Below are 23601 nucleotides of genomic sequence, written 5' to 3'. Positions count from 1 at the left end.
TCTTACTTTACGATATTGATTTTTGAACCGTTATCAAGGTTGATTTGCCCACTGGTAATGACTTGCTCACCGCCATTTAATCCGCTTAGGATCTGAACTTTATCACCGTAAACCTTTCCGGTTTGAACTTTAATTAATTTTGCAGTGCCATTATTCACAACAAATAATTGTCCTGAACTTACTCCATTTACGAATGCTTCTGCCGGAACAGTTAACATATTCTGAGTTTCTGCACCGTGATTGGTTTTGAAAACTGCAGTGGCGTACATACCAGCTTTCAGTTTACCATTATTGGAAACTTCTACTTCAACCGGGAAGTTCAAAGAAGCATCACTTTTCGGCGCAATGAAAGTAATTCTACCTGTGAAAGAATCTTCCGGCAACACATTAACATTGATTTTCACTTCTTGTCCTAATTGGATTCTGCCCACCTGGCTTTCGTCAACCAAAACAGATAGCTTCAATGAATTGATATTGACAATTTCGAATAAAGCAGTTCCCGGAGAAACTACAGCTCCCGGCTCAACCATTTTCTTATTAATCGTTCCACTGATTCCTGCTCTTACGCTTGTATCATTGATTTTAACACCCTGCGCTCTTACAGCTGCCTGAGCATTTTTAAGTTGTAATCTAGAGTTATCAAGCTGCTGTTTTGTAACACCTCCTGTTTTGAAGGCATTCTCATAACGCTGGTTATCTATGATGGCGTTTTGTAGATTATTCTGAGCCTGAGTCACATCAACTTCGATTGCATCCTTCTTGATCGTTGCCAACACCTGGCCAGCTCCTACTCTGGAACCTTCTTTAACAAAAACGTTGACAACTCTACCCGAAATATCGGCAGACTGATTGGTTTCTTGTTTAGGAATGAAAGTTCCGTTCGCTGAATAATCTGTATTGATATTCTCTCTTGCAACTGTTACGACATTTACATTGATTTTATCAACCTGTTTTGCGACTTCTCTTACTTCAGTTTCCTGCTTCTTTTTGTTGTCGGCAATTTTCCAAGCTGCTAAACCAATTAGGACAGCTGCTACGATGATATATATTAAAGTTTTTTTCATTGTTATAACCGTTATTTTTGATAGTTTATTTTAAATAAGTTTTAAGTTCTCCTTTTGATTTATAGTATTGTACTTCAGCGATTTTGTAATCAAGAACTGCAGTCGTATAATTATTTTTAGCCTGGACCAAAGAATTTTCTGCGTCTAACAAATCTGTCAATGTTGCTAAACCATATTGATAATTGCTTTTTGTATCTGCTAAAACACTTTCTGCTAATTCTACATTGGCTTTTTGATTCTCGATAGATATTAAGCTATTTTCGATTTGAGATTTAGCATTTTGATAGGCTTGGTCTAATCCTAGTTTCGTATCTTTTAAATCAGCTTCTAACTTATCGATCTCGATTTGATTTTGCTGAACCTTCGCTTTTGTAGCAAATCCATTAAAAATTGGAATATTAACACCTAATCCTATCGCAGAATAATCTGACCAATAAACTCCATTCGATTTTCCATTCGTTAAAGGAAACTTTGGACCTAAAGCTTGCCAGTTGTAATTAGCTGTTAAATTAACTGTAGGATAATAACCAGCTTCAGTAGCTTTCTTCTGATATTCAAGAAGTTCTTTATTCTTTAATAGAACTTTCACTTCTGTTCTGTTATCATTATTTACCATATTTTCCAAAAGATGTGGCGTTACTTCCATATCCTGTTGCACCAATTGAATCTCAGTTTGGATTGGCATTCCCATATAGAACTTAAGTGCATTTTCTGCCTGTGCTATACCGTTATTACTTTGTTTGATGTTAGTTTCTATATTAGTCAAATTAACGTTGGTTCTATCCAAATCGATTTTTTTTGATAATCCGTTATCAAATAAGCTTTTGATTATATTTCTTACTTTTTCTGTGCTGGCATAGCTGCTTTCTAAAGTACTTTTCTTTTCCTGAGCCGTAAAAACCTGGAAATAGGCATTAGAAACCCTTTCAATTATTTGCTCATCAGTAAGTTCTGCATTCAATTGATAGAATTCTTTAGTTGATTTTGCAGCTTTTAATCCAACAAAAACCTGCTGATTAAATAATGCTTGTTGTAGCTGGACACCCGCACCAGCAATCCATTTCTGACCAAAAGGCACCATAACTACCGTTCCCGGAGCTCCGAAAAATTCGCCTGGTAAAGCACTCTGTTGTAAAATAGGATTGTATGTAAGGTTAGCAGTTCCAGTGATTTTTGGAAGCGCTCCCGCTTTTGCCTCTAAGATTTTTGCATCTGCATCATTGATGTCTAACTTTGCTTTCAACGCATCCGACTTGTTCTGCAAAGCGTATTCTATGGCTTGCTTCAGCGTAATAGACTGTTGAGAATACAGCAATGATCCTGTAACAGTCAAAATGCCTAAAGCCAATTTTCTCCACTTTATCATTTTGTTATTAATCATAGTTTAAATAATTCTTTTATTTTTCAATTTTTTTTTAGTTCCAATCTCTAGTCATAGACGACGATCGGATTTTATAAATACTTTAACAATTTTCAATTATTTAATTAATTCTTAAAAAGCATATTAAGGATAATCTCTTTTCGATCGGCAATTAACCGGTCAAATTCTTTATCATCAATCATCATATTTTCCATGATAAGAGGTCTTACAGCGCTTGGAAACACCAACAGAGAAATCATATTCAGGATAAACTGCATCGGTTCCATTTTCTCAATGTTGCCCAATTTCATTTCTTTTTCTATATCACTATAGAATTTATTAAGATCATCTTCTTCCACATCTCTTTTATGGCAATTCCCTTTATTGATTTGTGACACGATGTAAGTTTCCAAATAAGGATATTGTAAGCTGGTCTGTAAACTCCCATCAATAAACTGAGAAATCTTCTCTTTGAAAGGTAAATCGGATCTCATAATGATCTCAGACTTCTCCTTTTCTACTTTATGTGCTTCATCAAAAACAATCTGAACCAGATTATCTCTTGAGCGGAAATAATAGTTAATCAGCGTTCTGTTAACGCCTGCTTCATCCGCAATCTCTTGAGTTGTCGCATCGAATTTTCCCTGAACAAAGAACAGATTCTTTGTAGTTTCTTTGATTAACTCCTGTGTTTGGTCTTTTTTTTCTTGTTTTGACATTTTTGTTAAACAATTTTGTGCAAAAATATATCAATTTTAATATTTGACAAAATTGTTAAACAAAAAAATTAAACAATTTTGAAAATTTAATACAAAATTAACATAGCTTCTAACTACGGCACTTTTCTTATGGCAAGAATTACTGTTCGCTTATAAACTTAAAAACAGTACCTTTGCAAAATCGATAAAATAGGTTTCCAATTAATACTAAATCCTAAATATTGGAGATCTTGATCAATTCATAACTCTTATTTATAATCAATGGAATTAATACACCGGAATCTACTAATCGGGATTCACGACGCACTTCAGGAGACATTTTTTCAGGATAAAAAATATGCTGACAAAGTCATAGAACGTCTTTTGAAAGCTCATAAAAAATGGGGAAGCCAAGACAGACAAACTGTTTCCGAGATATTTTACAACATTATCCGATGGAAAAAACGTCTGGAATATTATATGGGGGAAGGTGTAAAACCTGATAATGTCTACAAACTGATTATCGCTTATCTGCTATGGAGCAAAAGCCATTACAAAAAATTTGAAGAATTTGATGGAATCAAAATCGCAGATATTCTTACCAAACTGAAAAAAGGAACTGTTCCTACAAAAGCCATAGAATACTCGATTCCGGATTGGCTGGCAGAAACACTTGAAAAAGAGCTAGGAAAGAACTGGGAAAGGGAAATGCTGGCTCTTAACGAACAGGCACCTACAGTTTTGCGTACTAACACACTTAAAACCACACCAAGAGAACTGATCGCTGATCTGAAAGACGAAAATGTAGAATCTTTTACCATCAAAAATTATCCTGATGCCGTTCAGCTGGAAGAAAAGAAAAATGTTTTTCTGACGTCTGCTTTCAAAGATGGTTTGTTTGAAGTTCAGGATGCCAGTTCCCAAAAAATCGGAGAATTACTGGATGTAAAAGAAGGGATGCGTGTTGTAGATGCATGTGCCGGAGCCGGCGGAAAAACTTTGCACTTGGCCGCTTTGATGAAAAACAAGGGGCAGATTATCGCCCTTGATATCTATGAATGGAAACTAGCCGAGTTAAAAAGACGTGCCAAAAGGGCTGGTGCTCACAATATAGAGACAAGATTAATTTCTGATAACAAAGTTATCAAAAGACTTCATGAAAAAGCAGATCGGTTGCTGATTGATGCTCCTTGTTCCGGTCTTGGTGTTTTGAAAAGAAATCCTGACTCTAAATGGAAAATCGATCAAAATTTTATTGACAGAATCAAAGGTGAACAGCAGCAGATCCTTCAGGATTATTCTAAAATTTTGAAAAAAGGAGGTCAGATGATTTATGCCACTTGCTCTATCCTGCCTTCGGAAAATAACGAACAGGTAAAAACTTTCTTGCAAAATAATCCGGACTTTTCTCTGATTAAGGATGAAAAAATAATGCCTAGCGAGGGTTATGATGGATTTTATATGGCATTAATCAAACGTAATGCATAAAAAAATTCCTGGAATAAATAAATATTCGCAGGAATTAAAAACACAAATGATGAAAGGACAAAATTACGGTTTATATTTTTAAAAAATCTTATCATTTGGTAAGAAAATAGAATATTTTAAATTTTATGATATTAAAAAGTAAGTCATATTGATTTACTTTTTATTTAAGTTTAATTATCGTCTATTTACCAATGCTTCTTTATGAAACCTGTTTAGATTAACATCAAATCTAACTAATCTCATATTTTAGAATCATTCTAAAGTCAGATTTAATGATTAAATTTGCATTTCCAAAATTTATATCAATGTTTGAAACAGATATTATTATAATAGGCGCAGGTCCAACAGGACTTTTCGCTGTTTTCGAAGCGGGATTATTGAAATTAAGATGCCATCTGATTGATGCGCTTCCTCAACCCGGCGGACAACTGACAGAACTTTATCCTAAAAAGCCAATTTTTGACATTCCCGGGTTTCCAAGTGTAGATGCTGGAGTTTTAGTTGATAATCTAATGGAGCAAATCAAACAATTTGAGCCCCAATTTTCTTTAGCGCAAAAAGCGGTGAGTTATGAAAAAACCGAGGAAGGTGATTTTATCGTAACAACCAGCAGAGGCGTAAAAGTAAAAGGTAAAGCAATTGCAATTGCCGGAGGTTTGGGAAGTTTTGACCCAAGAAAACCGGAATTAGAAAACATCGATAAATTTGAAGAAAAAGGTGTTGAGTATTTCGTAAGAGAACCGGAAATGTTCCGCAACAAAAAAATCGTGATTGCCGGAGGTGGAGATTCTGCTTTGGACTGGTCAGTTTTCTTGGCAGACGTAGCTTCTTCCGTCACTTTGATTCACAGAAGAAATGAGTTCCGTGGCGCTTTGGATTCTGTAGAGAAAGTAACAGAGCTGAAACATCAGGGGAAAATAAACCTAATTACACCTGCGGAAGTTACAGGTTTGATTGGTGACGAAACCTTGTCTGCAATCGAAATCGAAAAAGCTGGAGAGAAATCAATTATCGAAACCGATTATTTGATCCCATTATTTGGTTTGACACCTAAATTGGGACCTTTGTCAGACTGGGGATTGGAAATCGAGAAAAATGCGATCAAAGTAAACAACGCTTTAGATTACCAAACTAATGTTGAAGGAATCTACGCTATTGGTGACATCAATACATATCCGGGCAAATTGAAGTTAATTCTTTGTGGCTTCCACGAAGCAACCCTGATGGTTCAAAGTGTTTACAACAGATTGAATCCAGGAAAAAAATTCGTCTTAAAATATACAACGGTAAGTGGCGTTGACGGTTTCGACGGAACCAGAAAAGAAGCTGAAAAAGCAGTCGTAAAATCTATTGATTAAAAAAAGATATTTAGACGTTAGAGATTAGATTAGATTAGATTAGAATAAAATTTAATTTCATTATTAAATAAAAAGAGAGTTTTTTACAATTCTCTTTTTTTGCATAAAATCGAAAAATCTAACATCTGACATCTTTTGTCTAAAATCTATCTCTTATCTTTGCAAAATGTCAGACGTTAATATTACAATCATAGACAGAAACGGCGTTTCCCACACAATTCCTGCACCAACAGATATGGCGATGAGCCTGATGGAAGTTGTTCGTGCTTACGAATTAGCCGAAGAGGGAACTATCGGAATCTGCGGTGGGATGGCGATGTGCGCCTCTTGCCAATGTTATATTTTGAGCGAGGATATTCCGCTACCGGAAATGTTGCCAGATGAAGACGCCATGCTTGCCGAAGCTTTCAATGTCAAACCTAACAGTAGATTAGGTTGCCAAATTCCGGTAACTCCAGAATTGGAAGGTCTTGTAATTGAACTTGCTCCGGAATATTAGAGTTTAAAAATTAACAAAATAAAAAAAGCGAAAGTAGAACATTCTATTTTCGCTTTTTATTATTGTTTTGATGATTATTCCAAAATAAATTTCTTAGTAACTATTTTACCTGATTTAGTTTTGAAAACCGCTAAATAAAAACCATTATTGATTTTATTCAAATCGATTTTCCCAAAAGAGAGAAGATTTTTAGATTCCAATAATTGTCTTCCGCTTGTATCAACAATGACTACGGATTCTACGGTTTCTTTTTCTAATTGATAATTAAGAAATTTGTCCTTCACAAAAATATTAACCGATTGATTAGTAATATCAGAAACATTTAACACAGAACCTTTCGCAGCTTCTATAATGAATTCCAGACCGAGTTTTGCAAACTTAGCGGCATGTGTTGCGCTGTTTCCCATATTCGATAATTTATCATTTACAGTATGAATATTAGGATTGTATTGTGAAAACGAAGCTTCGAAAGGAAATGCCGCATCATAACCATTATCTGCCCAGCTGAAATGGTCGGAACAACCATAATTACAGATCGTATTGCCATAGGTAAAAGCGTGCGTTCCGGTTTTGTTATAATGTTCCATTAATTCAATCAAAAACAGATTCAGGTCATTACTATTGTAAGAATCTGTCGTCAGGTAAACATCTTTTGTAGAACCTTTGTAATTTGTCATATCGAACTGAACAAAAGAAATTACATTCTTATTATTAAGTGCATAATCCTGAGCAATTTCCGACGAGCCTACCAATCCGATTTCCTCGGCTGCATAAGCCATAAATTCTACTGTTTTTGAAGGTCTGTAATTGATATCCAACAACACTCGAATCATTTCGGAAATCGTGGCAATTCCGGACGCATCATCGTCCGCACCAGGCGCATTGTTCACATTATTGGTAATAGAATCCATATGCCCGCCTACGATAACGTAGTCATTGGGAGAGCTTGCACCGTTGATTGTTAAAACCAAAGAGGGCATAGGCGTTCCGCTATGATTCACAATTCTTACGGAAACATCTGTTCTTCCGGAAGCAGTGATGAGAGCTTGCCATTTCGTTTTCAAATCCTGAATCGCCGTCTGAGCTTTTACCGTAGTATGATGACGCGTTCCGTAATTTTCCAAGGTCTGGATATGATTTTTGATATTATCGGCATTGACTTTTGCAATAGCAGACGTTACAACCGCATCCTGATCAATTGTAAAAGATAAAACTCTATTCGTTTTTTTTACTTTATTAATTGCTGATAAAGCCTGCTCCCGGGACGACTTGTAAACATAACCAGGTCCGTGTGTGATCACATTGTGATGAAGAAATTCTGCAGCTTTTTTAGTTAGGAAAACAGCAGATTGATTGCCTGCAGCACCAACAATTTCAATTTCTTCCGGAAATTTTTCTTTTAACTCTTTTGCATTTTCTGAGTCTGTTGTTGCATAGAATTTACCCAACTGTGCAAAAGCTTGATTGAACAAAACAAGAGAAAATATAGAAAGTAATTTTAGTTTCATTGATTATTAATTATTTAACTTTTATTTCTGTAAAAATAATCAAATTATCGATTCGATATTATGTGCATAAAATTTTAATTTAAAATCGTCTCGTTGGAATTATTTTTGAATCAATCAGGCAAATAAACTCTATTATGAAAAAGACATTCACAAAGACTTTAGTTCCTGTTTCTATTGGCATCATCGGACTTTTGGTGCTTAGCTCCTGCTCTGTCGGGATTCCGGATAAAGCGACGGCTGTCCAAAATTTTGATGCTGATAAGTATCTTGGAAAATGGTATGAGATTGCAAGATTTGATTATCGTTTTGAGAAAAATATGAATCAGGTAACGGCGACCTATTCCAAAAATGCAGACGGAACAATCAAGGTAGAAAATAAAGGTTATGATTATGTCAAAAAAGAATGGAAGCAAAGTACTGGTGAAGCGAAATTTGTAAACTCTGAAAACGAAGCGAGATTGAAAGTTTCTTTCTTCAAACCATTCTGGGCCGGCTATAATGTGATTGATTTGGATAGTAATTACAAATATGCTTTGGTCGCAGGAAAAAATCTGGATTATCTGTGGATATTATCCCGTGAAAAAACAATTCCGGAAGATGTAAAAAACAGATTTTTGGAAAAAGCTAAGGAAATCGGTTATAATACTTCAGAACTGATTTGGGTGGAACAGAAGTAGATACGGTTGAAGGTGCAAGGCGCAGGATACAAGATTACTATGCTGTCAGGAAAACCGAACATCAACATAGCCCCGGTTGCAGCGGCATCCTTTGGCTAGGGAGAGGCGGCGGAGCGAAGCGGAGCCGACCGAGCGCCGACCAAAAGATACAGCGAAAAACGGGTGGAAAAGATGAACAGAAGCTGCAACCGAATGCTCCTAAAAAAAATCTCCGAATCACGCTTTTATTTTGTTCAGATAATTGCTAACTTGGAAAAGCAAATTTTGATAAAAACCAACTGTTACAATGGCATTTATAGACTATTATAAAATTCTGGGGCTTGAAAAAAAAGCGTCTGCGGACGACATCAAAAAAGCCTACAGAAAGCTGGCGCGGAAATATCATCCGGACATGAACCCGAATGACAAGGAAGCAGAAAAAAAATTCAAGGAAATCAATGAGGCGAATGAGGTACTGAGCAATCCGGAAAACCGCGCTAAGTATGACAAATACGGCGAACACTGGAAACACGGTGAAGAATATGAACGTGCTCAACAACAGCAGAGACAACAACAGCAATATTCCGGAAACTTTGGTGGTGGCGGATTTTCCGGAGCGGATTTTGGCGAAGGTGAGGATTTTTCCGACTTTTTCCAATCGATGTTTGGCGGTGCTGGCGGCGGTTTTGGGCGAAGCTCGAGAGGCAGTGCCAGCGGCAAGTTCAAGGGTCAGGATGTTTCGGCAGAGTTGACACTTGGTTTGAGAGATGCAGCCAAAACCCATCAGCAGACTTTTGACATCAACGGCAAGAAAGTGCGCATCACGATTCCGGCAGGTGTCTATGACGGGCAGCAAATCAAGCTAAAAGGTCACGGCAATCCCGGTATCAATGGTGGCCCGAATGGCGACCTTTATATCACATTCAATATCACGGAAGACAAAGATTTTAAACGAGAAGGCGATAACCTCAGAACTTCTCTGGACATCGACCTCTATACAGCTATCTTGGGCGACGACATCACCATTCAAACTTTGGACGGTTCTGTCAATCTCAAAGTAAAACCTGAAACGCAGAACGGTACAACCGTAAGACTGAAAGGCAAAGGTTTCCCGGTTTACAAACAGGAAGGACAATTTGGAGATCTTTATGTAACCTATAATGTGAAAATCCCAACTAATCTAACCGACAGACAAAAAGAACTGTTTCAACAACTTAAAAATGCTTAGCAATGAACGAAAGAATCTCTATAGAAGAAATCATCCGATTGTATAAAATCGATTACAGTTTTCTGGACCAGCTCATCGATTCGGAATTATTGCATCCTGAAACAGAGAATAGTGTTCGATATATTATTTACGAGGAATTACCGCATCTGGAACGATTTGCCAACTGGCATTATGATCTTGAGGTGAATTTGCCCGGCATCGAAATCATTCATAAACTCCTGAATCAAATGGAAGAGCTGAGAAATGAAAACCGAAAGCTCCTTCAAAATGTGACAAGATTTGAAACCTGGGAAGAAGCAGACCTTTAGCCGATTTTCTTTGTAAATTTGTGAGATGGAATTATATGACGTCTTAATTATTGGCGGCGGACCAATTGGCTTGGCCTGTGCTCTGGAAGCCAAAAAAAACAATCTGAAATATATTGTTCTCGAAAAGGGAACTATAGCCAACAGTCTTTACAATTACCCTTTGTATATGACATTTTTTTCTACGGCCGACCGACTGGAAATCGACGACATTCCGTTCATTACTACAAAACCAAAGCCTGGGAGACAGGACGCTTTGGAATATTATCAAGGGATTGCAAGAGCTAGAGACATCAATATCAAAACTTACGAAAGGGTCATCAATGTTCAGAAATCCACCTTTTTTCAGGTAGAAACGAGCAAGCAGATTTATTTTGCTAAAAATATAATTGTCGCTACAGGTTTCTATGATCTTCCGAATATGATGGATATTCCCGGCGAAGATTTACCAAAAGTAAAGCATTATTACACTGAACCTTATCCTTACGCATTTCAGGATGTTGTGGTTATTGGTTCCAGCAACTCAGCCGTGGATGCGGCTTTGGAAATCTATCGGAAAGGTGGTAATGTTACGATGATAATCCGTCACACCGAAATTTCCAAAAGCGTCAAATATTGGGTAAAACCCGACATAGAAAACCGAATTAAAGAAGGAACGATTAAAGCTTTTTTCGAAGCCGAACTTTTAGAAGTGAAACCGCATTCTGTTATTTTTAAAAACAACAAAGGCAAAACTCAGGAAATCGAGAATGATTTCGTTTTAGCAATGACGGGTTATCTTCCCGATTTTGAATTTCTTAAAAATATCGGTATTAATCTACAAGGCGACTGTCAGAATCCGCATTATAATCCTGAAAATATGGAAACCAACGTTGACGGAATATACCTTGCCGGTGTGGTTTGTGGCGGAAGGGATACGCATCTCTGGTTCATAGAAAATTCCAGAATCCATGCTAAGCAGATTATTAAAGATATCATTTCTAAAAATTAAATTTTCTTTTAAATAATTTATTGTTCTTGTTTTTCTATATCAAATGGTATTCTTTTTGTAACTTAATGCGAGAGAAATAAAAACTATGAACATTCGATTAACACAAAAAAAATTCGCTTTAGCACTGCTCTTTTCGTTATTTCTGATTCAATGTAAAAAGGATGAAAATATTTCGCCGGACAAAAAAAGCACTTCAGCTTCGGAAGTGACCAAAGCTGATGACAAAAAAGATTACGAAGAAAAAGTAGAAGAAGAAAAACCAAAAGTTCCGGATGTCGTGATTCCGAGAAAAGATTTTGGTTTCTACCCTTGGGTTTATAAAAACACCGATTCGGTTTCGCTGCAAAATAAAAAGGAATTCACTGGAAAAAAGCTCTACACCATTTTAGCGCTTAACCGATTAGATAGAGCCAACATTGGTGCGGCAGACACATTGGTTGTTCCGGCAAAAATTGAAGATAATTTTCTGATTTATTCGCCATTTCCCGGTCACGTTACCAGTTTGGAAAATGTTAAGAAATTTGTATTTTTCTCCTATCCGATTCAGGCGTTTGGTGTTTATGAATACGGAAATCTTGTCAAATGGGGACCAACCAGTATGGGCAAAAAAGCGACTCAAACCAAACGTGGGCTGATGTTTGCGAACTGGAAAAAAGAAGTCGCCATTTCCACCGTAAGTGACGAATGGAAACTCCGCTGGAATGTGAATGTAGCAAACTTCGACGGCATCGGCTGGCATCAGTACGCAATGCCAGGTTATCCGGCTTCGCACTCTTGCCTTAGAATGCTGGAAGAGGACGCACAATGGATGTACAAATGGGTTGACATCTGGGTTTTGAACAAGGGCGGCGCGACTACGAGAGCTAAAGGAACACCGCTGATTGTGTACGGAGATTATCCTTGGGGCAAACGCAGACCGTGGAAAAAATTACTGGATTCGCCGGATGCGAACAATATTTCTGAGGACGAAATGAATAAGATTATCGAACCACACATTCCGGAAATTATGAAAGAACAGGAAAATCGCGAGATTGTGATGCAACAGATAGAACAGGAGAAAAAAGCCAAAGCAGATTCTTTGTGGGCAGCTAAGACGCTGGCTTCTAGCAATGCGAATTAATTTCAGGAGCTTAATCCCGCTATCCACTCATACTCCTCGTTCCAACGCTTGGCAACACCAAACCCTCCAACTCTCCCACTCTACTGCGGGGTAACCGCTACTATCGGGGCTATGGGATTCGACATAAAAAAAAGATTTGTCAACAAATAGAAACCCGTTCAAAATAATTTGAGCGGGTTTTATTTTTATCAGCTAAGTCAATATTTTAAATATTTCCAACCACAGTTTTTACTTGAGTAAATTCTTTAATAGCGTGTAGAGACAACTCTACACCATAACCAGAAGATTTTGCACCACCAAAAGGCAATCGTGTATCAGAGCTTGTAGTTTTATTGATAGAAACTGTTCCGGATTCCAGATTATCGATGAAAAATTGCGCACGTTTTTTATCTTTTGTCCAAACCGAATTTCCTAATCCAAACGGAATATCATTCGCTAATTTTAGAATTTCATCATCATCTTTTCCAATCATCAGAATTGCTAAAGGTCCGAATAATTCTTCCTGCAAAATTGGGTTTCCTTCTTTGACAGAGAGAATGCCTGGTCGAAACTCACTTTCCGAAATTCGTTCTAAAGCCAAAATTATTTCTGCTCCATTTTCCAACGCTTTTTTATATTGATTTTCCAATTCATCGGCCAAATCTGGTCTTGCCATTTTACTCAACTTCGTTTCCCTTTTGAAAGGATCAGCCGGCTGAAACGATTTGTACTCCTCAATGAATAAAGGTAAAAAGTCTTTCTCAATTTTTTCGTGGATGATAAATCTTTTGGCAGCATTACAGATTTGTCCGGTGTTGGAAAGTTTAGCCAATGGTCCGTGTTTCGCCGCTTTTTCATAATCCGAATCTTCTAGAACAATATAAGCATCGCTTCCGCCCAGTTCCAAAATTGATTTTTTAATATTTTTTCCGGCAAGAGAAGCCACTTCGCTTCCTGCTTTTTCGCTTCCTGTAAGACTTACTCCTCTTACCAAAGGATTTTCCAGAATTTCTTTGATTTCGTTATGTCCGATTCTAAGATTTTGGAAAATAAATTTTGGAAAACCAGCTTCTGCAAAAGCTGATTCGATTTCATCACCACTTCCGAAACAAATGGATGCGTGCTTTAAAACTACAACATTTCCCGCCAAAATCGCAGGAACAGCAAATCTCAAAACCTGCCAGAAAGGAAAATTCCAAGGCATTACACCAAGAATAATTCCCAAAGCATCATAATGTACTTCGCTTACATTGAATTCGGTTTTGATGTGTTCAGGTTCCAGAACATTTTCTGCTTGTGCATAAAATTTTATCATTCCCGCACTTTTTTCGATTTCTGCTGTGGATTGTGAAATCGGCTTGTGCATTTCTGTGGTAATGATTTTGGCGTATTTTTCTTTATTCTTTTCAAGAACTTCTGCGAGCTTCAAAAGTAACTTTTGACGATCCTGAAATGGAACTTTTTTCCAATCCGAGAATGCTTGGTGCGCAGAATCTATATGTTTTGATAAATCCATTTTTACTTTCATTTTAATTGATTAGGGTTGCAGTAATTGTACCAATTTTTGCGTGGCTAAATGTACAAAGTTGATTAGAATCTCAAAATCTATTTTGATATTTTATTTAAATTTTGTCATTAATTTTTATGAATAATGCAATGCAATTTTAGAAGTAATTTTAAAACAAAGAATTGCACACGCCCCGACCTGAGTGGAGCTCTTTTTCTTTTTTTCAAAAAAAGAAAAAAGCGGGAACGGAGGGCGGATAAAGGCGCCCAAATTATTATTTTAATGTTTTTTGCTGCTTCTGAAAAGCAAAACTGAATTGAGGAAAATTAATAGTAAATCCAATGTCACCCAAATGCTGAGCTTGATATTGTCGTACTTGAGTTCAGCAACTTTTTCTGTTGCTACAGCGGATAATTTGAGACTGTGATTGATGTAGTTTCTGACCTCTACAATTTGATCTTCGTTTTTGTTGGGAACAGCGACCTGAGAAAAATAGACGAGTTTGTCTTTCCCGATATATCCAACGACCCAAAACTCATTGGATTTCTGCATATTAAGATATTCGATTCGGAAATGCTCGGGCCGAATCTGGCCAACGTGTTTGGAGCTAAATTTTTGAACCTCACTGCCTTCCTGAATCCTGATAATGTAGAAATCTACAGGCTGCGGCAAATAATTAACCACCTGAACAGCCAAAGAATTTTCCAGAAACTGCGATAAGCTTCTCTCTACAAACCAAAATGTAAAATAAGTGGCCGCAGAAATCGTAATCACAGCTCTGACAATCCTGCTCCAAAGATTCCACTTTTCTGACCGGATGCCGGACAAAAACAGAGCAATTATCAGAAAAATGAGAATTAAAATGATTATCATTAAAACAAAGATAATGGTTTCTCTTTAATTAAAAAGTGACATTCCATTCTTTGTAGAACTCGTCAAGGAACTGAAGCATAAATTGATGCCTGTGTTCAGCAATTTCTTTAGCTGTTTCTGTATTGAGTAAATCTTTCAGAAGCAACAATTTTTCATAAAAATGATTGATTGTAGTTCCATTGGACTTCTTATATTCTTCTTTGGATTGATTGAGTTTTGGTTCGATATCCGGATGATACATCAGATTGTTTTTGTAACCGCCAAAGTTGAAAGTTCGCGCAATTCCAATTGCTCCGATTGCGTCCAGCCTATCTGCATCCTGAACTATTTTCAGCTCCAAAGGTAAATTTTGAGGCGCTTCGTTTCGGTTTTTAAACGACATATTTTCGATAATGAAAATGACTTTTTCAATCGTTTCGGAATCTACTTTTTGTTCTGTTAGAAATTCGTTGACAATTCTTGAGGCAATCGTTTCGTCTCCGTTATGGAATTTTGGGTCAGCGATATCGTGTAATAATGCCGCTAATTCTATAATCAATTTATCACCTCCTTCTTTTTCTTGTATCTTCAAACTCAGTTTCCAAACACGTTCTATGTGAAACCAGTCGTGACCGGATTCTGTCCCTTCTAATTTTTCTTTAACGAGTTCTATTGTTCTGTTAATCAATTCCATTAATTCAGTTCTTTTAAAATAATATTCCAGAGCTTTTTGTTATAGCTTCTGAAAAAATTAATATGTCCAATTTCTCCCTTTTCCGATTCCGAAGTTTTGATGATTCGATAGGTTGGTTTAAGGTTGGGATAAGTATTTTCTAATAAAGATTTTACACCTTTTTCCGTAAGCCAAACGTCATCTTCTGCTCGAATAACGAAAACTTTCTGTGTCAAATTTCGGGAAAAATCATCGACTTTCTCTAATAATTTGTTGGTAGATTTTTTATTTAAAATCAAAGTTCGCCAATCGAAAGCAGTTCCTAAAGGTAGACTTTCTCCCAGTCCAAACCAATTAGCTGGAAAATAGCCTAATAATCGTGTTGATAACGGCTGAGCAATTCCGAATCCGAGATAAGCTTCAATTTTTGTTTTGAATTTCAGATTTCCGACAAAAGCATTCTGAGTCCCCACAAAAATAAACTCATTAAACAATTCCGAGTCTCCATTCATTCCTAAAATCAATGCACCAACTGAATGACCGAGACAAAATTTTTGATAGTCTGGAAAATTGATTTTAATATAACTAGTAACAGCTTTGTAATCCTTGGTTCCCCAAATCCTCATCGAAGCTTCAAAACCTTTCATTTTATCAGGCTTCGATTGTCCAATCCCCCTGTAATCATAAGTCATAACTGTAAAACCTTGCTCCGAAAAAAATTGAGCAAAAGAAAAATAAATCTGCTGCTTAACACCTGTTGCAGAATTAATCAACAATAATTTTCCATTGGAGTTTTCGGGTTCAAAAAGATGTGTAGATAAACTGTAATTATCCTCGGTTAAAATATTAATACTTTGCATTGAAAATGATTTAAGAGAATCACTTTATAAAAGTAAAAAAATTCAGTCCCTGGAAAATTATTTTTCGATATGCTGAAAATATTAATTTTGAAGGTCGTCCAAATATGGCAAACCTTTTTGAGAACCTCTATAGTCGGCCGCTTTCAAAGCCACTTGATTTCCAAAAATCACGCAATCTTCAACTGTATTCCCGTGAAGTAAAGCAATAGAAAAGCCTGAAGTGAAAGCATCACCCAATCCCATACTGTGCGCTTCTGTCTGAGGATTATTTCTGAAGTATTTCATCTCAGAACCATCGAAGAAACTTGTACTGTTGGCGCCGTCTCTCACAAATAATTTGTTTGGCAAATGTTTGATAATGTCTTCGTGATTGCCTTCTCCGAAAATCGTTTCCAAATCTGTACTTTTAGCCACAATAAAAGAAGCGTAATCTATAATATCATCTGAAAGTCTGCTTGCCGGAGCAGCATAAATTCCGATTTTCTTGCCAAGACTTTTTGCTTTTTTAAAAAGATATTCTACAGTTTTTGACGGAATTTCCAGTTGAGTTAAAATCAAATCTGCAGTCAGCAAAAATTTTTCTGCTTCATCTATATCCGATGGAGAAAGATTGTAATTGGCAGCCGGAACAACTGTGATTGCATTTCCTTCGTCAGAAGCATTCACATAAGCTGTGCCAGTTTCCTCCTCTTCGTCTTCAAAAACAAAAGCTACGTTCACATCTTCATCATTCAAATTTCTCAAAACCTGCTGTCCATAAGGATCCATCCCAATCCGGCTAACCAAAGAAGTCTGAGCACCCAAACGCGATGTGGCAATCGCCTGATTGGCACCTTTTCCTCCCAAAAAACTTCTCAGATTCTGAGCCAGAACCGTGTTATTTGCCGTAGGAATTTTAGAAGTTTTCAGAACAATATCTATAGAAGAACTGCCTACAACGACTATTTGAGGTTTTGTATTTCTAAGTTTCATTTGCTAACATTCATTGTTTTCAAAGATGTAACGAAATCGTATAGTTACAATTTCATCGGAAGCTAATGTAATCAATTAATCGTTTCCTATTTCTATAAATTCGGAAATTAATTTAACTGGCTGATTATCTTTAGAATAACCTATATACGTTGCATAAAATCCTTCACCATAACCCGTTTCGAATGCAACAATATTTTCCGGTTTGTTATCATAAGGTTTGAGAACTGCGAACTGGTCGATTGCTCCGTTTTCATCAAAGAAATGAGAATGGAAAAACTCTTCATAGATCCCCATAAAGTCAGCTCCTTTTTTGTGGAAAAGGTTTTGCTCTAAAGTATTCAGAGAAATTTGAGCTTCCTTATCCATAAAAGTCCCCATTCCGGACTCTACAAGATAACCGTAGATTTCTTCTTCTTTCAGATCATTAATATTTTGATTATCACAAAGAGCCAAAGACCAATTTTCAGCCAATTGATTTTTATCAAAAACGATTTCTGCATAAGCAATACAGTTGGATTCTCTTTCTTTATGAACCAAAACCTGAAAATCACCTTTCGGAAATTCTTGATTAAAAGCTGAATGATCGGGCGAAATCAAAGCATCACTGGCTACAATTTTTCCTGATGAAATGTGAATTTTCCCAACTTCGTAGGTTTCCAACAATGGATTTTCTACGAAGTCGCGGGAGAATAATTTTTTAATATTTTCTATGTGAGTCATCTATTGATGGATGTTTGATGATGGAAGACAGATGTTTCCAGCAAATCTAAAAACACTCTCCTCCTAGCTTTCAGCACTTTACAATGTCTTTAGTTTTTCTTCAAGAAGTGCAATTTTATCCTGAGCATCTTTTTGTTTTTTACGCTCGATTTCTACCACTTCTGGTTTTGCGTTCGCAACAAATTTCTCATTCGATAATTTCTTATCAACAGAAATCAAGAAACCTTTCAGATATTTGATTTCTTCTTCGGTTTTTTCTTTTTCTTCGCCCAGATCAAGATTTTCACTTAATGGGATTGAAAATTCATTTGCTCCAACTAAGAATGTAAAACTTGGCTTATCCGTTTTTTGATTGAAATTGATTTCTGAAATATTGGCCAATTTCTGAATCACCTCAGCATTTGCCAATTCAGAAACATTCGTGAAAACTTCAACAGTTTCTCTTGGCGAAATTCCTTTGGATTGACGGTAGTTTCTAACACCGGAAATCACTTCCTTAGCAAAATCGAAATCCTTAATTTTATCTTCATAATAAGGTTCCGATTTTTTCTGTTGCGCAACTACCAAAGCTTCAGAAATACTTCTTTCAGAGATATTCTGCCAAAGTTCTTCTGATAAGAAAGGCATGAATGGATGAAGTAATTTCATCAATTCCTCAAAATAAGCAATTGTTTTTTGATAAACTTCTTCGCTGATTGCTTCTCCGAAATTTGGTTTGATAGCTTCCAAATACCAAGCACAGAAATCGTCCCAAATCAGTTTGTAAACCAAATGCAAAGCATCAGAAATTCTGAACTTTGAGAACTGATCTTCTATTTCGCCAATGGTTTTGTTCAGTTGTTCTCCAAACCAATTGATTGTCTGTGTATCAAATTCTTTAGCTTTGATATTTTCGTCACGTTTCCAACCTTGAATCAATTTGTAAGCATTCCAGATTTTTGTTGCGAAATTTCTTCCTTGCAACATCAGATCTTCATCAAACAACAGATCGTTTCCTGCAGCAGAGCTCAACAAACTTCCTACACGAACGCCATCTGCTCCATACTTTTCAATCAAATCGATTGGATCGGGTGAATTACCTAACTGCTTAGACATTTTTCGTCTTTGCTTATCTCTCACGATTCCTGTGAAATAAACATTTTTGAAAGGAACGTCTTTTCTGTACTCCAAGCCGGCCATAATCATTCTGGCAACCCAGAAGAAAATAATATCCGGACCTGTTACCAAATCTGAAGTTGGGTAATAATAATTGATATCTTTATTTTCTGGATCCAAAATTCCTTCGAAAACCGAAATTGGCCACAACCAAGATGAGAACCAAGTGTCCAATGCATCCTCGTCCTGTTTCAAATCAGAAGCCTGAAGTTGGAAGTTGGAAGTTTTTTCTTGTGCTAATTTTACAGCGTCGTCAATATTTTCGGCTACAACAAAATCATTTTCGCCGGTTCCATAGTAGAAGGCCGGAATCTGTTGTCCCCACCAAAGCTGACGGGAAATGTTCCAATCGTGAACGTTCTCCATCCAATGACGGTAAGTATTTTTGAATTTCTCAGGATGGAATTTGATTGTATCATCCATCACAACATCCAAAGCCGGTTTTGACATTTCCGACATTTTCAAAAACCATTGGACAGAGATTTTCGGTTCGATAACAGCGCCTGTTCTTTCAGAAGTTCCAACCTTATTCACATAATCTTCTGCTTTCAGAAGAAGGTCATTTTTTTCTAATTCTTTAGCTATTTCTTTTCTTACAGTGAATCTTCCCATTCCCTGATAATGCATTCCGTGTTCGTTAAGAACTGCGTCATTATCCATAGAATCGATAATCGGTAAATTATGTCTTTGCCCGATTTCGTAATCATTGATATCGTGAGCTGGTGTAATTTTCAACGCTCCGGTTCCAAATTCGATATCAACATAATCATCCTCGATAATTGGAATCACTCTATTTACAATCGGAACGATTACGTTTTTACCTTTTAGGTTTTGATATCTTTCGTCATTCGGATTTACACAAACTGCAACATCGCCAAAAATAGTTTCCGGACGTGTAGTTGCAACGGTTAAGAAATCCTCCGTGCCTTCGATTTTATATTTTAAATAGAATAATTTCCCATTCTGTTCTTTGAAAATTACCTCTTCATCAGAAATATTCGTTTGCGCTTCCGGATCCCAATTCACAACTTTGTAGCCACGATAAATCAATCCTTTATTATAAAGATCAACAAAAACCTTAATTACGGATTTGGAGAGATTATCTTCCATTGTAAATCTTGTTCTGTCCCAGTCACACGAGCAGCCTAGTTTTTTCAATTGTTCCAGGATAGTTCCCCCGTATTTCTCTTTCCATTCCCAGGCGTGCTTAAGAAATTCTTCTCTGGTGATATCTTTTTTGTTGATACCTTCAGCTTTTAGTTTTGCCACCACTTTTGCTTCTGTGGCAATAGATGCGTGATCCGTTCCCGGAACCCAACAAGCATTGAAGCCCTGCATCCTTGCTCTTCTGACCAATACATCCTGAATGGTGTTGTTCAACATATGCCCCATATGAAGAATTCCCGTCACATTTGGTGGTGGAATTACAATTGTGTAAGGCGGTCTGTCATCTGGCTCTGAGTGAAAAAATTTGTTTTCTAACCAGAAGTCGTACCATTTTTGTTCAGTTTCCTGTGGATTGTATTTATCAGCAATCTGCATTTTGAATTTATTTTTTGGCTTAATGATTTGCAAAAATAAGATAATGTGAAAAAATTAACAGCACATATTCAAATTATTTATAACTTTGTTCTTTAAAATTTAAATTAAAACAAAGAAAATATGAAAAAGATTCTAGCTGGATTATTTATGACAGGAGCCATTGCTTTTGCATCAGCTCAAACAATCTCATTTGACAAAACAACTTTTGACTACGGAAATATAAAAGCTGGATCAGACGGTCACAGATTTTTTACAGTAAAAAACACAGGGGATAAACCTTTAATTCTAAGCGAAGTAAAACCTTCTTGCGGATGTACACAGCCAGAATGGAGTAAAGATCCAATCTTGCCTGGAAAAACAGCTCAAATTAAAGTTGGATATAACACAGGAATCAAAGGACCTTTCAACAAACTAATCGAAGTTTATTCTAACGATCCACAAAATAATAGATCTGTTCTTTATATCAAAGGTAATGTAGAAGATCTTAACGGTGAAGTTGCTGCACAACAAGCCAACCTGACAGTTGCACCAGTTGCTCAAGCAAAAGCTCAACCAGCTACTGCGGCTAAAAGATCTGCAAAAAAAGCTGTTGCTGCTCAAAAAATTGAAGCGGCTAAATAATAAAAATTTACAAATTTCATAAAGTCCGTCTCGTTTTTAACGAGGCGGTTTTTTTATCTTTACACTAAATCAATTTTTATGGAGTACAATTTTTCAGACGATTTTTTGATTAAAGAAAATTCAAAATTCGAAATTAAAAAACACCAAACAAGTTATAAAGGAAAAATCAATAAAGACGAAGCCAAACAACTTCTCGAAATCGAGAAAGAAAAACTCAGACTATTGCAGGAAAAACTTTATGCGGATGGAAGTCAATCCTTATTAATTGTTCTCCAAGCGATGGATGCGGCAGGTAAAGACAGTTTGATAGAACACGTTTTTGGTGGTGTGAATCCTCAGGGTTGTGAAGTAACAAGCTTCAAAGGTCCCAGCACAAAAGAATATTCTCACGACTTCATCTGGCGTCATTATCTAGCGCTTCCGGCTAAAGGAAAAATCGGAATTTTTAACCGTTCGCATTATGAAAGCGTTTTGGTCTGTAAAGTTCATCCAGAGTATAACCTTAGCGAAAAAGTGTGGACAGACGTAAAACAATTTGATAAAAAATTCTGGGACAACCGTTATGAAAGTATTCGGAATTTTGAAAAGCATTTGGTAAACAACGGAACCAAAATCGTCAAAATTTTCCTGAATGTTTCCAAAGAAGAACAGAAACAGCGTTTCCTTGACAGAATCGATGAAGACAATAAAAATTGGAAATTTTCTTCAGCAGATATTACAGAACGTGGCTTTTGGGACGATTATCAAAAAGCCTATGAGCAAGCGATAGATGAAACCTCAACAGATTCTGCACCATGGTTTGTGATACCTGCTGATCAAAAATGGTTTTCGAGAGTTGCAGCAATCCAAATTATTATTGATGCAATGGAAGAGATGAACTTGAAATTCCCGGAACTATCTGAAAAAGATAAAGACGAATTAACTGAATCAAAAGCCAAATTGGAAAACGAGTAAATTACGGAAAACCTTAATTTTTTAAACGAAAGTTATTTTAAAATTGTAAAAAAATAACGAAAATTAAATGGAGATTATTTATGTATTTGTTGGAGGATTCATCGGAGGAATTATTGTTTTTCTTTTGATGAAATCTCTGTACGTGAGTAAAAAAACAGTTGAAATTCTGAATGAACAATTAATCCGTTCACAGGAAAATGAGAATCATTATCAACAGAAAATTGAGGAAGTGAAGCTGTTAAATTTTGATTTAACAAAAGAGATTTCGTCAATACAAAAAAGTAAAGAAGAACTGCTTTTCACCAATGCAGAACTGAATGCGCATTACAAAAACCTGCAAGACCAACTCGAAAATCAAAAAGATGAATTTCTGAAACTTCAGGAAACAACTCGCCTTCAATTTGAGAAAACGGCTAATCAGATTTTGGAAGAGAAGTCCGCAAAGTTTACGCAGCTTAATCAAAATCAGCTAAAAACCATTCTCGAGCCTTTTCAGGAGAAAATCAATGAGTTGAAAAATACTGTGAATGAAACTTATGACAAGGAAGCGAAAGAACGTTTTTCCCTCGGAGAAAAGGTAAGAGAACTGAAAGACCTCAACCAGCAGATCTCTGAAGATGCCAAACAATTGACAAGAGCTTTGAAAGGTGAAAGCAAAACTCAGGGAAATTGGGGTGAAATGATTCTGGAAAGTATTCTGGAAAAATCCGGATTAAGAAAAAATCAAGAATATTTCCTGGAACACGAGCTGAAAGATGAAAACAACAAAGCCATTTTCTCCGAATTTTCCGGCAAAAAAATGCGTCCTGACGCCGTTGTAAAATATCCCGATAATCGAAATGTGATTATTGACAGCAAGGTTTCTCTGACTGCTTTTGTAGAAATGACGGATGAAACTAATCCTGAACTTTTTGCCCAGAAACAAAACTTACATCTCCAATCTGTGAAAAATCATATCAATCAATTGAGTCAGAAAGCTTATGATGATTTTGATAAATCATTGGATTTTGTGATGATGTTCATCCCAAGTGAAGCAGCTTACATCGCTGCTTTACAAGCAGAGCCTAATCTTTGGAATTTCGCTTATGATAAACGAATCTTATTGTTAAGTCCAACTAATTTGATTACTTCTCTCAAATTGATTCAAGACCTTTGGAAGCGAGAACATCAAAACAGGAATGCGATGGAAATTGCGGATAGAGGCGCTAAGTTGTATGACAAATTTGTTGGATTTGTGGAGAATTTGGAAAGAATTGGAAAAAACATCGACCAAGCTAAAAACTCTTACAATGATGCTTTCAAGCAGTTGAGCTCTGGTAATGACAATCTGATTATTCAGACTCAGAAGTTGAAGAATTTGGGGATTAAGAATAAAAAAAAACTTCCTCAAGGTTTGGGTGAGGAAGATTTGTAATTTACTATTCTCGCTGATTTTGCGAATTTTGCAGATTGTAAAAAGAGAATGCTAAACTTTTTTATTTAGCTAAACTC

The 23601-nt window shown here is 36.5% G+C and carries 22 protein-coding genes; 11 read left to right on the top strand and 11 right to left on the bottom strand.

Translation table 11 applies throughout. The features are described 5' to 3' along the window. Positions 1 to 2: 2 nt before the first annotated feature. The 3 genes from BXY58_RS08650 to BXY58_RS08640 form a co-directional block, all read right to left on the bottom strand. Complete coding sequence (locus BXY58_RS08650; RefSeq protein ID WP_120213457.1) at positions 3 to 1064, bottom strand: efflux RND transporter periplasmic adaptor subunit; 1062 nt, start codon at positions 1062 to 1064, stop codon at positions 3 to 5. A gap of 25 nt (positions 1065 to 1089) precedes the next feature. Beyond that, positions 1090 to 2430: a TolC family protein gene (locus BXY58_RS08645; protein ID WP_120213611.1), complete on the bottom strand. Its 1341-nt coding sequence runs from the start codon at positions 2428 to 2430 to the stop codon at positions 1090 to 1092. Positions 2431 to 2549: 119 nt separating this feature from the next. Continuing rightward, entirely contained in the window at positions 2550 to 3143 is a 594-nt protein-coding gene (locus BXY58_RS08640) for a TetR/AcrR family transcriptional regulator (RefSeq protein ID WP_120213456.1), read from the bottom strand. A 261-nt stretch (positions 3144 to 3404) separates the two neighbouring features. Here BXY58_RS08640 and BXY58_RS08635 point away from each other — a divergent pair, with 261 nt between their 5' ends. The 3 genes from BXY58_RS08635 to BXY58_RS08625 all read left to right on the top strand — a co-directional run bounded on the left by BXY58_RS08635 (position 3405) and on the right by BXY58_RS08625 (position 6467). After that, the gene (locus tag BXY58_RS08635) at positions 3405 to 4610 is read left to right on the top strand and encodes an RsmB/NOP family class I SAM-dependent RNA methyltransferase (protein ID WP_120213455.1); all 1206 of its coding nucleotides are present in this window, start codon (positions 3405 to 3407) and stop codon (positions 4608 to 4610) included. Positions 4611 to 4915: 305 nt separating this feature from the next. Further along, a complete protein-coding gene (locus BXY58_RS08630) occupies positions 4916 to 5968 on the top strand; it encodes an NAD(P)/FAD-dependent oxidoreductase (protein ID WP_120213454.1) in 1053 nt (350 codons plus the stop codon). A gap of 166 nt (positions 5969 to 6134) precedes the next feature. Continuing rightward, entirely contained in the window at positions 6135 to 6467 is a 333-nt protein-coding gene (locus BXY58_RS08625; RefSeq protein WP_120213453.1) for a 2Fe-2S iron-sulfur cluster-binding protein, read from the top strand. A 74-nt stretch (positions 6468 to 6541) separates the two neighbouring features. Here the strand turns inward: BXY58_RS08625 and BXY58_RS08620 are convergent, their stop codons facing one another. Next, the gene (locus BXY58_RS08620) at positions 6542 to 7975 is read right to left on the bottom strand and encodes a M20/M25/M40 family metallo-hydrolase (protein ID WP_120213452.1); all 1434 of its coding nucleotides are present in this window, start codon (positions 7973 to 7975) and stop codon (positions 6542 to 6544) included. A 134-nt stretch (positions 7976 to 8109) separates the two neighbouring features. Between BXY58_RS08620 and BXY58_RS08615 the strand changes: the two genes are divergently transcribed. The 5 genes from BXY58_RS08615 (at position 8110) to BXY58_RS08590 (ending at position 12275) form a co-directional block, all read left to right on the top strand. Continuing rightward, complete coding sequence (locus tag BXY58_RS08615; RefSeq protein WP_120213451.1) at positions 8110 to 8652, top strand: lipocalin family protein; 543 nt, start codon at positions 8110 to 8112, stop codon at positions 8650 to 8652. Positions 8653 to 8938: 286 nt separating this feature from the next. After that, positions 8939 to 9859 carry a DnaJ C-terminal domain-containing protein gene (locus tag BXY58_RS08605; protein WP_120213449.1) on the top strand — a complete coding sequence of 307 codons (921 nt, stop codon included), beginning with the start codon at positions 8939 to 8941 and terminating at the stop codon, positions 9857 to 9859. Between the two features lie 2 nt (positions 9860 to 9861). Next, on the top strand, positions 9862 to 10167 hold the full coding sequence (locus tag BXY58_RS08600) for a chaperone modulator CbpM (protein ID WP_120213448.1): 306 nt from the start codon (positions 9862 to 9864) through the stop codon (positions 10165 to 10167). 25 nt (positions 10168 to 10192) lie between these two features. Continuing rightward, entirely contained in the window at positions 10193 to 11155 is a 963-nt protein-coding gene (locus BXY58_RS08595; protein WP_120213447.1) for a YpdA family putative bacillithiol disulfide reductase, read from the top strand. Between the two features lie 85 nt (positions 11156 to 11240). After that, on the top strand, positions 11241 to 12275 hold the full coding sequence (locus BXY58_RS08590; protein ID WP_120213446.1) for a L,D-transpeptidase: 1035 nt from the start codon (positions 11241 to 11243) through the stop codon (positions 12273 to 12275). A gap of 205 nt (positions 12276 to 12480) precedes the next feature. Here BXY58_RS08590 and BXY58_RS08585 read toward each other — a convergent pair whose 3' ends face one another. From BXY58_RS08585 to BXY58_RS08555, 7 genes are all read right to left on the bottom strand, one after another. Next, positions 12481 to 13770 carry an aldehyde dehydrogenase family protein gene (locus BXY58_RS08585; RefSeq protein WP_120213610.1) on the bottom strand — a complete coding sequence of 430 codons (1290 nt, stop codon included), beginning with the start codon at positions 13768 to 13770 and terminating at the stop codon, positions 12481 to 12483. 270 nt (positions 13771 to 14040) lie between these two features. Beyond that, entirely contained in the window at positions 14041 to 14634 is a 594-nt protein-coding gene (locus tag BXY58_RS08580) for a hypothetical protein (RefSeq protein ID WP_229728413.1), read from the bottom strand. A gap of 28 nt (positions 14635 to 14662) precedes the next feature. Next, a complete protein-coding gene (locus BXY58_RS08575) occupies positions 14663 to 15307 on the bottom strand; it encodes an HD domain-containing protein (protein WP_120213445.1) in 645 nt (214 codons plus the stop codon). Further along, on the bottom strand, positions 15307 to 16146 hold the full coding sequence (locus tag BXY58_RS08570; protein WP_120213444.1) for an alpha/beta hydrolase family protein: 840 nt from the start codon (positions 16144 to 16146) through the stop codon (positions 15307 to 15309). The genes BXY58_RS08575 and BXY58_RS08570 overlap by 1 nt, the downstream gene beginning before the upstream one ends. Positions 16147 to 16227: 81 nt before the next feature. Further along, on the bottom strand, positions 16228 to 17118 hold the full coding sequence (locus BXY58_RS08565; RefSeq protein ID WP_120213443.1) for a PfkB family carbohydrate kinase: 891 nt from the start codon (positions 17116 to 17118) through the stop codon (positions 16228 to 16230). Between the two features lie 75 nt (positions 17119 to 17193). Then, complete coding sequence (locus BXY58_RS08560; protein WP_120213442.1) at positions 17194 to 17838, bottom strand: DUF4241 domain-containing protein; 645 nt, start codon at positions 17836 to 17838, stop codon at positions 17194 to 17196. A gap of 78 nt (positions 17839 to 17916) precedes the next feature. Next, positions 17917 to 20535 carry a valine--tRNA ligase gene (locus BXY58_RS08555; protein WP_120213441.1) on the bottom strand — a complete coding sequence of 873 codons (2619 nt, stop codon included), beginning with the start codon at positions 20533 to 20535 and terminating at the stop codon, positions 17917 to 17919. 120 nt (positions 20536 to 20655) lie between these two features. Between BXY58_RS08555 and BXY58_RS08550 the strand changes: the two genes are divergently transcribed. From BXY58_RS08550 to BXY58_RS08540, 3 genes are all read left to right on the top strand, one after another. Beyond that, positions 20656 to 21156 (top strand): DUF1573 domain-containing protein, encoded by a 501-nt coding sequence (locus BXY58_RS08550; protein ID WP_120213440.1) that lies wholly within the window; start codon positions 20656 to 20658, stop codon positions 21154 to 21156. 78 nt (positions 21157 to 21234) lie between these two features. Beyond that, positions 21235 to 22110 (top strand): polyphosphate kinase 2 family protein, encoded by an 876-nt coding sequence (locus BXY58_RS08545; RefSeq protein ID WP_120213439.1) that lies wholly within the window; start codon positions 21235 to 21237, stop codon positions 22108 to 22110. A 67-nt stretch (positions 22111 to 22177) separates the two neighbouring features. Next, a complete protein-coding gene (locus tag BXY58_RS08540) occupies positions 22178 to 23524 on the top strand; it encodes a DNA recombination protein RmuC (protein ID WP_120213438.1) in 1347 nt (448 codons plus the stop codon). The last annotated feature ends 77 nt before the right edge of the window (positions 23525 to 23601 follow it).

This window comes from Epilithonimonas arachidiradicis (assembly GCF_003610695.1).
GTDB classification, from domain to species: Bacteria; Bacteroidota; Bacteroidia; order Flavobacteriales; family Weeksellaceae; genus Epilithonimonas; species Epilithonimonas arachidiradicis.
This window is presented reverse-complemented; position numbering and strand designations above follow the sequence as displayed.

Bases quoted from the DNA above. Each gene is read 5' to 3' on its own strand.
- BXY58_RS08650 (WP_120213457.1), bottom strand. From the start codon at position 1,064: ATGAAAAAAACTTTAATATATATCATCGTAGCAGCTGTCCTAATTGGT.
- BXY58_RS08645 (WP_120213611.1), bottom strand. From the start codon at position 2,430: ATGATAAAGTGGAGAAAATTGGCTTTAGGCATTTTGACTGTTACAGGA.
- BXY58_RS08640 (WP_120213456.1), bottom strand. From the start codon at position 3,143: ATGTCAAAACAAGAAAAAAAAGACCAAACACAGGAGTTAATCAAAGAA.
- BXY58_RS08635 (WP_120213455.1), top strand. From the start codon at position 3,405: ATGGAATTAATACACCGGAATCTACTAATCGGGATTCACGACGCACTT.
- BXY58_RS08630 (WP_120213454.1), top strand. From the start codon at position 4,916: ATGTTTGAAACAGATATTATTATAATAGGCGCAGGTCCAACAGGACTT.
- BXY58_RS08625 (WP_120213453.1), top strand. From the start codon at position 6,135: ATGTCAGACGTTAATATTACAATCATAGACAGAAACGGCGTTTCCCAC.
- BXY58_RS08620 (WP_120213452.1), bottom strand. From the start codon at position 7,975: ATGAAACTAAAATTACTTTCTATATTTTCTCTTGTTTTGTTCAATCAA.
- BXY58_RS08615 (WP_120213451.1), top strand. From the start codon at position 8,110: ATGAAAAAGACATTCACAAAGACTTTAGTTCCTGTTTCTATTGGCATC.
- BXY58_RS08605 (WP_120213449.1), top strand. From the start codon at position 8,939: ATGGCATTTATAGACTATTATAAAATTCTGGGGCTTGAAAAAAAAGCG.
- BXY58_RS08600 (WP_120213448.1), top strand. From the start codon at position 9,862: ATGAACGAAAGAATCTCTATAGAAGAAATCATCCGATTGTATAAAATC.
- BXY58_RS08595 (WP_120213447.1), top strand. From the start codon at position 10,193: ATGGAATTATATGACGTCTTAATTATTGGCGGCGGACCAATTGGCTTG.
- BXY58_RS08590 (WP_120213446.1), top strand. From the start codon at position 11,241: ATGAACATTCGATTAACACAAAAAAAATTCGCTTTAGCACTGCTCTTT.
- BXY58_RS08585 (WP_120213610.1), bottom strand. From the start codon at position 13,770: ATGGATTTATCAAAACATATAGATTCTGCGCACCAAGCATTCTCGGAT.
- BXY58_RS08580 (WP_229728413.1), bottom strand. From the start codon at position 14,634: ATGATAATCATTTTAATTCTCATTTTTCTGATAATTGCTCTGTTTTTG.
- BXY58_RS08575 (WP_120213445.1), bottom strand. From the start codon at position 15,307: ATGGAATTGATTAACAGAACAATAGAACTCGTTAAAGAAAAATTAGAA.
- BXY58_RS08570 (WP_120213444.1), bottom strand. From the start codon at position 16,146: ATGCAAAGTATTAATATTTTAACCGAGGATAATTACAGTTTATCTACA.
- BXY58_RS08565 (WP_120213443.1), bottom strand. From the start codon at position 17,118: ATGAAACTTAGAAATACAAAACCTCAAATAGTCGTTGTAGGCAGTTCT.
- BXY58_RS08560 (WP_120213442.1), bottom strand. From the start codon at position 17,838: ATGACTCACATAGAAAATATTAAAAAATTATTCTCCCGCGACTTCGTA.
- BXY58_RS08555 (WP_120213441.1), bottom strand. From the start codon at position 20,535: ATGCAGATTGCTGATAAATACAATCCACAGGAAACTGAACAAAAATGG.
- BXY58_RS08550 (WP_120213440.1), top strand. From the start codon at position 20,656: ATGAAAAAGATTCTAGCTGGATTATTTATGACAGGAGCCATTGCTTTT.
- BXY58_RS08545 (WP_120213439.1), top strand. From the start codon at position 21,235: ATGGAGTACAATTTTTCAGACGATTTTTTGATTAAAGAAAATTCAAAA.
- BXY58_RS08540 (WP_120213438.1), top strand. From the start codon at position 22,178: ATGGAGATTATTTATGTATTTGTTGGAGGATTCATCGGAGGAATTATT.